Here is an 11261-nt window from a genome sequence, read left to right on the forward strand (position 1 = left end):
AAAAGCAAATGAAAGAAGCCATACAAGTAGACCTCGACGGCTTTTACATCGAGCCTGTCATCGTTCCATTCTCGCAAACGGGCGTATCAGAGATTCTGGAGATGTCACCGGCTGAAGTTGGCGAGGAACCGGTAAATATCGTAACTGGATATATTATCGCCGAGAAAGTCCCGGAAGGGCTGTATACGCCCCGATGGGATTTTACGAACTCCGAATGGGGCGAGGGTTTGACGGAGAAAGAAGTTGACGAGATCCGGGCTTTCCAGCAGCCTGTCGCGACGGAACAGCGTGTCACACGCATCAAGCGACAATCGACAGTCTTTCGGCTCGCGTCTCCGCTCTGGAACCTCCTTTCGAAGAAGGTGAAAACTAAATGGCACAAGTCTACTCCAACTTGATCCGCAAGGGACTCAAATCAATCGAAGACGTACCCGCAGGGAAGCGGGCGGAAGTAGAAGCAATCCTGGCAACATCCGAATAAACCGAATACACGGCAGGGAGTACATGGCTATCCCCTTGAAGGAATTTCCTTTCAGCTCATGTAATGATGGGTTTGTGGGCAAACAGTGGCACCCGACCGGTGTCTTTTTTTCTTTTTCTGAAATTCCGTATAGTCATGAAATATCTAATACCTAGGAGGTGCCCTATGTCCAGCGAAGAAGCGCGCGTGCTCTCGGAAATCCGGGAGCGCGTAGTTCGATTGGAGACGAAGATCGATGCGATTTCGGATGTTCGCGAGACGGCGGAGGCTGCGAGGACGGCGGCGCTTGAGGCGCTGCAGTCCGTGCGGTCGTCGCATCTGCGCATCGACGAGATTGCCGACAACCAGCGTTGGCTCTGGCGAACGCTGGTTGGGGCAATTATCGCGGCCGTGATTGCGGCCGTGACCAATCTGCAAGGAGGATGAATACAATATGGACAAACTGATTTCCATGACCGATCAGGTTGCGCTGTTGGCGCCGATCGTGGCTGCATACGTGGGCATTGCGAAGGAATTTCGCGTTCCCAGCCGCTATTATCATCTCGTCAGTCTGCTGATTGCAGCCGTGTTCGTGCTGGTGCCGCATGTTATCCAGCAGACGCTGACGACGATCTCGATTGTCGGACTTACGGCATCGGGGGTCTATCATTTTACCAAAAAGAGGGAGGAGCTGCCTGATGGCCAAGCTCAGCAAGCCGGAGTTTATCGCAATGTTGGCGCCGATGGCAATTCGCGCTAGGAAGGAAGGCTCTCCGCTGCTGCCGTCGGTTCGGCTGGCGCAAAATCTGCTGGAGACCGGCGGAGTGATTCATGCGTGGAACAACCTCGGCGGCATTAAAGTCGGGAGCGGCAAGCCGAATGCGTATTGGCGCGGACAGTGGGTGCGGAAGGGCACCTGGGAGGTCGAAAACGGCGTAAGAACCGACACGTCCGCACTGTTCCGCGCTTATGGCAGCGTCTACGATTTCTACAAGGATCAGGATTTGCTGCTTCAGCTTCCCCGTTATGATCGCGTCAGAAAGGCCTCTACGCCTTACGCTCAAGCGGAGGCCTTGCGTCTGTGCGGATACGCGACGGACCCTCAATACGGCTCGAAAATTTCCGCTCTTATCCAGACCTATCGCTTGACCCAATACGACGCGCAAGCCGCCGCGCCTGATCCCGGGCCTGCCGCTCCGGCCAAGGATGCGCCGATTCCGATCCCGGTTCGCTTGAACGGCGTCTCGCTTGCGGAAGGCCGTCTGATCGATAGCCAGACTTGGGTTCCCGCAAGAGTCGTAGGAGAGGCGCTAGGGCTCAAGATCGGCTGGAAGGATAAGACGGTGCTTGCGAACAACAAGCCATTGCCAACCCAGGTGTTCGACGGCAAAGGCTACGTCCCGATAAGAGAGCTGGCCGCCATACAGCCCAAAGCCAAAGTTACATGGAACAAAGATGCCAATTCCGTTGACCTCACGACCGCGTAACCTCGAATCTCCAGCTAGAAATGCTCCCCCTTACAGCTAGACATTTTCCGGCTAATGAAGAGTGCCCGCGTTCCGGTTCGCTGCAATAGAGCCAGAAACCGGAACGATCCCCTTTTTCAGTTACCCTTCTCTCTCGATCATTTCTAATAAGCATACAAAATTCGACATCTTACTCGACAAATTATTGAAATCCCCCCAGCTATTCGGTAGTATGAACTAGGATTCGTGGTACTCATATTGAAATAGGAGAGAGAAAAAATGAAAAAGGTCTGGGTCGTAGCTATTGCAATCGCTTTACTGACAGCAGGATGTTCAAGCAACAGCGGGGACAAGGACAACAAGGCAAGCAGCAGCGTGGAGGCAAGCAGCACGCCAAGTCAAAGTCCTGAAGCAAGCAGCTCCCCCGAGGCAAGTAAAAGCCCTGAAGCAAGCGCTGCTCCAGGCGAGGAAGAAGTAAACATTGTCTTTCCGGCTTCCTTGAACCAAAATGGGGAAGTTGAAGGCATGACAGCAGAAGTGAAGGAAGCTGGCGCTACCAACATTGTTACGAATGGCGACGGCAGCGTAACCGCAACTATCTCGCAAAAAAATCTCGATAAGTTGCTGGAGAAATACCATTCGGAATTGATGACCATGATCGAAGGCGTTCATTCGGAAGAAAACGCTTCTTCCATCAAGGATCTGACTTACGATGAAGATACATTCCAAGAGTATGACATCACGGTTGACAAAGCCGCTTACACGTCCGCAGACAGCATGGATGGACTGGTTATCTTCGGTCTTGCCATGCAAAGCATGATGTACCAGATCTACTCGGGAGTAGAGGAAACTGACCTCAAAGTCACTTTTAATTTGATTGACGAAAGCACGGGCGAGATTTTCGATACGACCGTTCTGCCTGAAGCCGCACCGGCGCAATAACATCATCGCTTAGCCGCAAAGGCCCGCTCTTCCTAAGGAAGAAACGGGCCTTTGTTTTGTTCAAGACCGAAGGGCGGATACAAGTTGCATCTATCGCTTCCGCAGCATAGGCTATAGGCAATCGCGCAATCGCCGCGCTCTGACTTAGCGCTGCGCGACAAGTCTAAATCTGGAGGGGACGTCTCCATGTCGCGCATCCCTAATTTTCCCGCAGATCTGCTCGAAGAGCATAAGCAGTGGCACCATGCCCGCCACAACGTCAACGTGAACAACCCGCCGCCCGGATACGGGCTGGAATTTCTTCGGTTTCATCGCGATTTTATCGGTCGGGCGCTGGATTGGTATCATCGCAACGGGCTGGACCCTCGCTTGGTGGAAGCGTGGAACACCGTGCCCGAAGTCATTCGCCAGGCCCCCTGCTACAATCGCGCAGCGGAGGCCCGTATTCTCTTCCAGCCCGAATCGTTCGCGAGCGCGGATGAATTGGGACGATTCATCGAGTCCTCCAACCTGCACGCCTGTATCCATCAGGAGTCGGCGAGAGTGTTCGGGGACCCGGAGATCAACGATTTCGACTGGGCTCCTCGCAACACGGTTTTCTACAATATTCACTCCATGATCGATCGGTGGTACCGCAATTGGGAAGGGCTTGGGCGCTTTCGGGAGGAAGGCGGACATTGGTATGGCGCATTCGAAGGCGGAGGAGACGAAATTCTGCTGTACAGCTCCTTATTCGGCGATTGGTGGCTGGGGAAGCTGATTGCAAGTGCGAAAGAAGCAGACAGGCTGAAGGAGACGAGGGTGGAATGGACCGCGATCGGAGACAGCCGGAGCTTCGGGCCGATGAATGACGGCCGCCGCTTCCGCATCTGGGACGCGGACGGCGACGGCAAGCTGGAAGTGCTGTTCGAATGCCCGGTTCGGGGAGGCTGGATAGAAGGCAAGGTGAGGCAAGGAAGGCTTGACTGGCGGCCGGTTCAGCTGCAGCATTGCGGTCAGCCGTTCAGCTCTTGATCATCTCTTGCAGAAACTTAATTACGTTAATGTAATAAGCGACATCCCGTTCCACGAATGAGGAGCGGGTGATTTGGGCGTCTGCGGCTTGCGGCTTGCCGCCCTTTAAGACTATGCCGCGGACGAGCGCACGCTCAAGCCGGTTCTCCATGAGCGCCAGCAATTCGTCGGCGTCCGCTTCGTACAAGCCGGACACCTCTTCCTCCTGAAGCCGATAATCCTCCAGCTTCATTCGGGTTTCAAGACCGAACACGTAACTGACCTCGTTGTCTATGTAGGCGATATTGCCGACGACCCCGCTGCACTGTTCGCGGATGATTCCGTATTCTCGCAATTGCTCGAAGCGAGCTTTAACGCCCAATTCCTCTTCCAGCTCGCGTACGACCGCTTCGGGCGATTCTCCGGCTTGCAGGTGGCCGGCCGCCGTTATGTCGAAGCAGCCGGGATTCGTATCCTTGCGGTCCGAGCGCTGTTGGATCAAGACCTTCGCAGCGCAGCTGCCGTTGCCGTACTCCCTGCGCACCAGCCAGCAGTGAACGGTGCGATGCCACAACCCTTTCGCATGCACCTCGCGCCGATCCGCCGTTCCCGTCCAGTTGCCCTGTTCATCGTATATGTCGAAGATTTCGGCCATGGCCGACTAGCCGTTGGCCGGGGAGACTTGTCCCACAGGCTTCACTTCGGACGTGCAATGCGAGCATTTCGTCGCGGCCAGCGGAATGTCGGACAGGCAGTACGGGCATTCGCGCGTAGTCGGAGCGGCCGGAGCGGCTTCCTCCTGGACCTTCTTGCGGCTCAGCTTGTTGATGAATTTCACCAGCACGAACACGCACAGGGCGACCAGCAGGAAGTCGATAAGGATGTTGATGAACTGACCGTAAGCGATGACCGCCACGCCGGCTTCTCTTGCCTGATCCAGAGATTCGATCGTCTTGCCGGCAGCCTCCGTCTTGTCCGGGTCCAAATTCCAATATAAATCTTTGAAATTAACATTCCCTAGCAATTTGCCGATAGGCGGCATGACGATATCGTTGACGAGAGAGGTGACGATTTTGCCGAAGGCCGCCCCGATAATGACCCCGACAGCCAGATCCACCACATTGCCGCGCATCGCAAAGGATTTAAATTCGTTAAAAAATGACTTAAACATTCAAATAACCTCCAACTTTAGAGTTTTTCAGAAAAGGAATTTGCTGGTATTCGTCGAATGCTATAAAACTAAAGCTAGTGATGTCTGTTTCTGCGAGGGATAAAAAGATGAACGGTACCGTAGCCTCATGGCCTCCCTTTTTTCTGCTGCTGGCACTGTTAATTAGCATACTCGCATCATATACGATGTTCAACTTTATTAGCAATCTTAAACGTTCGAACGGCACCTTCCGCCAGTTCTGGCTGGCCGGGGGAGCCTTCGTCTTCGGCATCGGACTGTGGGCGAAGCATTTTGTCGCGCTGCTGAGCAACCATGAGCCTATTTTATTCTCGTGGGTCATGCCGGTGGCCTTGATCTTTATCATTTTTTTCTCGCTAATGTCGTTTATTATGCTGACTTTCCAGGGCGTTTTCAAGCAGCGGCTGCTGTTCGGGAGCTCGATTCTGGCCTTCGGCGTCGCGATCATGAACTACTTCAGCGTGTTCGGACCGAAGATCGACCGTCTGGACGTTCACCCCGGCAAGCTGTTCCTGTCCTTGGCTATGCTGTTCATCGGAACGCATCTTTCTTTCCTGCTCTCGGAATCGGAATACAAGCGCAAGAAGTTTATGGCCAGCCTGCTGCTGGGCGTGCTGGTCGTCGCGGTCCAACTGCTGGGTATGCAAGCGATCCAGATCGAGTATTCGGACGGAATCTACGTGACCTCGGACAAGCTGATCCAGGATATCAATCTGCTGGCGCTGATTCTGGGCGTAGGAGCGCTGCTTATCCTCGTATCTACTCTGATCACCTGGTACATCGACAAGCGGTTGAACCAGATGGATGAGCGTTACAAGCTATTGGTGGAAAACTCGCTCGATACGATCGCCATTCTTAAAGGGGACAAATGGGGCTTCGTGAACATCGCCGGCCTGCGCATGTTCGAAGCGGAATCGGCGGGCGATCTGCTGGGGAAATCGATCTATTCCTTCCTTCCGGCTAAGGATCATAACGCCATTCGGGAGCGGCTGCACAATCTTGTGTTCGCGGGCAGCGGCAAACCGACGGAGCAGGAGTGGTTCACGCTGAACGGCAAGGTGCTGCATACCGAGATCGTGGAAACGATGACGACGCTTGACAACGAGCCTGCCATCCAGATCATTATCCGCGATATATCGGAGCGGAAGAAGAACGAGGAATTGCTGATCAACTCGGAGAAGCTGTATGTCGCAGGACAGCTCGCGGCGGGGATCGCCCACGAGATCCGCAATCCGTTAACGTCGCTGAAGGGCTTCCTGCAGCTCATCGTGTCGGGCAAAAAGAACAACAACAGCTATTACGATATTATGAATGCCGAGCTGGACAGAATCGAGGACATTGTCAGCGAGCTGCTCATGCTGTCGAAGCCGCAGGTCTACGAGCTTGCTTATCAGGATTTGCGGGTAATGATGAGAGACACGGTGACGCTGCTGGAGACTCAGGCGATTCTGCACAATATCGCGATTGAAGCGGAGTACGGAAGCGAGCCGTTGTGGATCTATGGCGTGGAGAATCAGGTTAAGCAGGTGTTCATTAATGTGATCAAAAACGCCATAGAAGCGATGAGCGACGGGGGGGCAATCGGAATTAAGCTGACTCGCGAGCAGGACGGCGTGTTCGTCCGTATTCGCGACGAGGGGCCGGGCATCGGGGAGGACCAGTTGGCGAAAATGGGGCAGCCCTTCTATACGACCAAGGAGAAGGGAACCGGGCTCGGGCTGATGGTCAGCTACAAAATCGTGGACAACCATCAAGGGAAAATCGATGTGAAGAGCGAGATCGGCAAAGGCACCTCCTTCGAGATCATGCTTCCGTTCCGCTATCCGGAAACCGAGATTAAGAAGTCTAGCTGATCGTTGCCGATTACGGCATGAAGGCGCATAGAGGCTCATCTCCTATAGGAGGCCCGCCGTCCGGGAGGGCGGACGGGCTTCTTTCGATTCGTCCGGGTGAGCCGTCTATTCTCCTTGCCTGTACGGCTACACTAAGAGGGAAAGGGGAATGCGTGTTGAACAAAAAACCACGCATTGTTGTTCTAACGGCGCAGGGCAGAAGCTCATTCGAGGAGGGCCAGGCCGCGCGGCTGGAAGCCGTGGCGGATGTCGTCTTCGATTCGGCGCCTGATGTGCTTGAGACGGAGGAGCTGGCGGCCAGGCTTGCCGATGCGGATTATGCAGGCCTGACTCCCCGTTCGGTCCCGGCAATAGACGGAAGCTGGCTGAGGCTGCTTCCTCGATTGAAGGGCATAGCGGTATTCGCGACGGGCGTAGACTACATCGATATGGACGAGCTCAAGCGCAGAGGGATTTGGTTGAGCCATCTGCCGGACTATTCGACGGAATCGGTCGCCGAGCATACGCTGGGCCTGCTGCTGACGATGTCGCGACGCATTCACCTCAGCCAGGATCGGGTGAGGGGGCGCGTGCCTCAAGGAACCTCCGTCAGAGGCTGGGAGCTTCGCGGGAAAACGATCGGCATCGTCGGGCTGGGGCGCATCGGCAGCCGCGTGGCCGATTTAGCGCGGGCATTCGGAATGCGCGTGCTGGGGCACGATCCCAAGCAATCGGCCTGCGATGTGCCCAACATCGATATGGATGAGCTGCTGGCCTCCAGCGATGTGGTAAGCTTGCATTTTCCCGCCAGGTGGCAGGGGGAGGCGGCCTTCGGGTCGCGGCAGCTTGCGGCGATGAAACCGGGCGCGACGCTGATCAATGTATCCCGATGCGCATTGGTGGACGCTTCGGCGGTGGTCGCCGCGATTGAAGCGGGTTCGCTGCTCGGCTATGCGGTCGATGATTTTTTCCCGCTTGGCGAGTCGGACGAACGGGCAAAGCGGCAGATCTCGGAAGGCCGCATTCTGCAGACCGGCCACACCGCTTGGTATTCGCAGGAGGTGATCCGGCGGGGATACGAGACCTGGATTGATAATCTGATCGCGATGGCCGAGGGGAAGCCGATTCATCTAGCGCAGATGGGCGAAGAGGAGGGACAGTTATGAGGAAAGAAGGCGGAGAGAGGCTTCGACGAGGAGAACGGTACATACTGCTGGTCCTATGGATCGCGACAACCGGCTTCATCGGACTGATGATTGCCGCTTCATGGCCCGACTACTGGCGATACGTAGCGTCCGAGACGGCTCCGCTGGCTTGGCTGGAAAGCGTGTTGCTCCTGCTGACGGCCTTCGTCGCCGGATTGATGGCTTTTACGGAAAATGCGAGCGGCGGCTCCCGCAAGGCGGGATTAAGCTGGGCGGTTATGGCCGCCGCCTTCGTCTGGCTGTCGCTGGACGAAAGATTCGCCTTGCACGAGAGGCTTCGCGATCGGTTCCTGAAGCCTACCGGATTCAGATTGCTCCCGTGGATGGAGGCGGGAGACTGGATCATCCCTTTGTACGCCGTCTGCGGACTGGCCGCAGTCTGGAGCATCTGGCGGCTGCTGGGGAGGAACCGTACTGCGCGCTACTTTTTTGCCGCTGCACTGCTTCTGGCCTTCTGCGCAGTTGCCATGGATACTATCAATATTCGTGAGCTGGATAAGGACACAGAGAGACTGCTGCAATCGGTCGAGGAGGTGCTGGAGACGATCGCCATGGCTTCGTTTCTATCCGCTTTCCTCTGCGTGTGGACAAGAAAGATCGGCGGGCTGATCCATCAGGCGCAGGGCTTGGGAAAGGCGGAATTCACTCGGGGCCCTGACGTGCTATAATGGATTAGCTTAGGAGGAATCAAGAATGGCGGAACCGCTCAAGGCGATGTATAACGAGTCTTTTTTGCAAGCATTTGGACATAAAGTCAAGAAGGCATATGAAGCGTTCGACGAAGCGGCGTTTCTTCGGCTTGCTTTGGGAGAGGGCTGGGAGACGCTGGAGCTCAAGCAAAGAATGCGCAGAATTACGGAAAGCCTGCGCGCTACGCTTCCGGAGGATTACGAGCAAGCGCTGGACGTGCTGGAGTCCATTGCGGAACAATGCCGAGGCTTTCCTTACTTGTTTTTTCCCGACTTCGTGGAAAAGTACGGCTTGAACCATTGGGTTCGCTCCCTTGCGGCATTAAAGAAATTCACCCCGATGTCGAGCTCGGAATTCGCCGTGCGCCCTTTCATTAAGCGGGATCCCGAGCGCATGATGGCGCAGATGCTGGAGTGGAGCGTTCACCCGGACGAGCATGTGCGCAGACTGGCCAGCGAGGGCTGCCGTCCGCGTCTGCCGTGGGCCGACGCGCTGCCGGCGTTGAAGCGGGACCCTGCGCCTATTCTGCCTATTCTGGAGCGGCTTAAGGCAGACGGGGCCGAGTATGTCAGACGCAGCGTAGCGAACAATCTGAACGACATTTCCAAGGATCATCCGGAGCTTGTTCTGAAGCTTGCGAAAGCATGGCAGGGGCTTGGACCGGGAACGGATTGGATCATTCGGCATGCGTGCAGGGGGCTGCTCAAAGCCGCTAATCCCGAGGCGATGGCGCTGTTCGGCATTGTTCCGCAGGAAGGTCTTGAAGTGACCGAATGGTCGTTGAGCGAGAGCGTAATCGCCATCGGCGAATCGGTTAGCTTTCGCTATGGGGTGCGCGTAGCGGCGCCCGGGGAGGTCAAGCTGCGCATCGAGCTGGCTGTTTATTTCCCTCGTTCGACAGGCAAGCAGTATCGCAAGCTGTTCAAGCTCACGGAGAAGGCCGTCGCTTGCGAGGCTGACGTTCAAGGCGGACGCAGCTTCTCCTTTGCCGATCTATCGACCCGTAAGCATTATCCGGGCGTCCACCGCATGGCTCTGGTCGTAAACGGACGGGAAGTGGCTCACGCCGAGCTGGAGCTGCTTGCGGCATCGGCTTCGGGAGGCGGCGCAAGGCAGGCGGAAAGGGGCGCGCAGGCATGACAATCGGCGCCCGGGTGCTCAAAACCGGTCTGGCGGTGGCCATTGCGCTCTGGCTCGGCGGGCTTTTGGGCCTGGAGTCTCCTTTGATCGCCGCTATCGCCTCGATCTTCACGATACAGCCTTCCATCTATCGTTCGTGGATGCAGGTGCTGGAGCAAGTGCAGAGCAACATTCTTGGAGCGATAATCGCCATCGGCGCGGTTTCATTAATCGGCAATACGCCGATTCTGGTGGGTCTGGTCTCCATTGGCGTTATTTTATTGTGCATTCGTCTGAAAACCGAGGATACGATCGCCCTCACGCTGGTCACCGTCGTCGTGATCATGGAAGCTCAAGGCCAGGGCTGGATGGTGGCTTGGGATCGTCTTGCGGCGATCTTGACAGGGATGGTGTCGGCGTTTGCGGTGAACGTGGCCGTAGCGCCGCCTCGTCATCGCACGCGCTTCCTGAAGCGGGTCGAAGAGACGCAGGCCTTGCTCTCCCTGCTGCTGCGCACGGTCGTGTCCAATGAATTGAAGGAGAACGTGTATCGCAAGGAGCAGGGAGACCTTCGGACGAAAATCCGCAAGCTTGAGGAATATTACGATATGTTCGCGGAGGAGCGGGTATGGCGGAAGGACGCCAGGCTTCAGCGGGCGCGGCTGTTGGTCGTATACAAAGCGATGCTTGTCGCGTTGGAGCGCGGCTATGCCTTGATCGAAGCCGTCGAGGAACAGTATTGGGCGGTATCCACTCCGAAATCCTGGAATCGGCTGATCGATCGGGAGATTGAGGCGCTCTGTGCCTATCACGAGCAACTGCTTTGGAAATGGGATGGGAAGATGAAGCCGGGCGCGGCTTCGTCGGCGCCTCCTCCAGAGGCCTCGATCCTGCTCTCGGAGCTGATCGAGGAGCAGTTGGAAGACGACAAGGTCGGACGCGCGCGCATGTTGGTCATTACGGCCGCGGTATTCAACTACGAGGAACGACTGCATCGCCTTGATCGGGTGATGGAGCAATGGCTTCAGCGTCAGGAGGAAGCCGGCGCGACGGAAGAGGAGCAGCAGCAGCCTGTTTCACCAGCGTCTGCGAGTGAAGATAGTTAATGGCGCTTAACGTTGGGTAGGCAGTGTGAGAAGAGAGCATTAGTGCTCCAAAGTCGAACTAATGGCGGGCAGGTAGCGAGAGAAGGGACCATTAGTGCTCAGAAGTCGAACTAATGGCGTGCAGGTAGTGTGCGAAGGGACCAATAGTGCTCCAAAGTCGAACTCCCTCGATATGATTTGATTTTCTCACGCAAGCTCGTATATTCGCAGGATTTCATCCCTTTTATAATGTGGTGATGAATAAAGAGAGCCAGGGGTC

Annotated in this window: 14 protein-coding genes; 12 read left to right on the forward strand and 2 right to left on the reverse strand. The window is 55.9% G+C overall.

The genetic code is table 11. The annotated features are described in order from the left end of the window. Positions 1-8: 8 nt before the first annotated feature. The 7 genes from ACFO1S_RS05970 (at position 9) to ACFO1S_RS06000 (ending at position 3882) form a co-directional block, all read left to right on the forward strand. Complete coding sequence (locus tag ACFO1S_RS05970; protein ID WP_204606062.1) at positions 9-398, forward strand: hypothetical protein; 390 nt, start codon at positions 9-11, stop codon at positions 396-398. Further along, a complete protein-coding gene (locus ACFO1S_RS05975; protein ID WP_378126411.1) occupies positions 374-481 on the forward strand; it encodes a CD1375 family protein in 108 nt (35 codons plus the stop codon). Before ACFO1S_RS05970 ends, ACFO1S_RS05975 begins: the two co-directional genes overlap by 25 nt. A 165-nt stretch (positions 482-646) precedes the next feature. Continuing rightward, a complete protein-coding gene (locus ACFO1S_RS05980) occupies positions 647-907 on the forward strand; it encodes a hemolysin XhlA family protein (RefSeq protein WP_204606061.1) in 261 nt (86 codons plus the stop codon). A 7-nt stretch (positions 908-914) separates the two neighbouring features. After that, entirely contained in the window at positions 915-1220 is a 306-nt protein-coding gene (locus ACFO1S_RS05985; RefSeq protein WP_204606060.1) for a hypothetical protein, read from the forward strand. After that, positions 1159-1947 (forward strand): glucosaminidase domain-containing protein, encoded by a 789-nt coding sequence (locus ACFO1S_RS05990; protein WP_204606059.1) that lies wholly within the window; start codon positions 1159-1161, stop codon positions 1945-1947. Before ACFO1S_RS05985 ends, ACFO1S_RS05990 begins: the two co-directional genes overlap by 62 nt. Before the next feature lie 258 nt (positions 1948-2205). Next, entirely contained in the window at positions 2206-2868 is a 663-nt protein-coding gene (locus tag ACFO1S_RS05995) for a hypothetical protein (protein ID WP_204606058.1), read from the forward strand. A gap of 186 nt (positions 2869-3054) precedes the next feature. Further along, a complete protein-coding gene (locus ACFO1S_RS06000; RefSeq protein ID WP_204606057.1) occupies positions 3055-3882 on the forward strand; it encodes a hypothetical protein in 828 nt (275 codons plus the stop codon). Here the strand turns inward: ACFO1S_RS06000 and ACFO1S_RS06005 are convergent. Both ACFO1S_RS06005 and mscL read right to left on the reverse strand, forming a co-directional pair. Continuing rightward, a complete protein-coding gene (locus tag ACFO1S_RS06005; RefSeq protein WP_204606056.1) occupies positions 3872-4516 on the reverse strand; it encodes an NUDIX hydrolase in 645 nt (214 codons plus the stop codon). The genes ACFO1S_RS06000 and ACFO1S_RS06005 overlap by 11 nt on opposite strands. A gap of 6 nt (positions 4517-4522) precedes the next feature. Further along, the gene (gene mscL / locus ACFO1S_RS06010) at positions 4523-5032 is read right to left on the reverse strand and encodes a large conductance mechanosensitive channel protein MscL (protein ID WP_204606055.1); all 510 of its coding nucleotides are present in this window, start codon (positions 5030-5032) and stop codon (positions 4523-4525) included. Positions 5033-5139: 107 nt separating this feature from the next. On the opposite strand from mscL, the gene ACFO1S_RS06015 reads away from it, so the two are divergent. From ACFO1S_RS06015 to ACFO1S_RS06035, 5 genes are all read left to right on the forward strand, one after another. Next, on the forward strand, positions 5140-6903 hold the full coding sequence (locus tag ACFO1S_RS06015) for an ATP-binding protein (protein ID WP_378126415.1): 1764 nt from the start codon (positions 5140-5142) through the stop codon (positions 6901-6903). Between the two features lie 155 nt (positions 6904-7058). Continuing rightward, on the forward strand, positions 7059-8048 hold the full coding sequence (locus ACFO1S_RS06020; protein WP_204606053.1) for a 2-hydroxyacid dehydrogenase: 990 nt from the start codon (positions 7059-7061) through the stop codon (positions 8046-8048). Continuing rightward, the gene (locus ACFO1S_RS06025; protein ID WP_204606052.1) at positions 8045-8755 is read left to right on the forward strand and encodes a hypothetical protein; all 711 of its coding nucleotides are present in this window, start codon (positions 8045-8047) and stop codon (positions 8753-8755) included. The genes ACFO1S_RS06020 and ACFO1S_RS06025 overlap by 4 nt, the downstream gene beginning before the upstream one ends. 25 nt (positions 8756-8780) lie before the next feature. Next, positions 8781-9917 carry a DNA alkylation repair protein gene (locus ACFO1S_RS06030; protein WP_204606051.1) on the forward strand — a complete coding sequence of 379 codons (1137 nt, stop codon included), beginning with the start codon at positions 8781-8783 and terminating at the stop codon, positions 9915-9917. Continuing rightward, the gene (locus ACFO1S_RS06035; RefSeq protein ID WP_204606050.1) at positions 9914-11002 is read left to right on the forward strand and encodes an FUSC family protein; all 1089 of its coding nucleotides are present in this window, start codon (positions 9914-9916) and stop codon (positions 11000-11002) included. Before ACFO1S_RS06030 ends, ACFO1S_RS06035 begins: the two co-directional genes overlap by 4 nt. Positions 11003-11261 lie beyond the last annotated feature (259 nt).

The organism is Cohnella boryungensis, assembly GCF_042651945.1.
Lineage (GTDB): Bacteria > Bacillota > Bacilli > Paenibacillales > Paenibacillaceae > Cohnella > Cohnella boryungensis.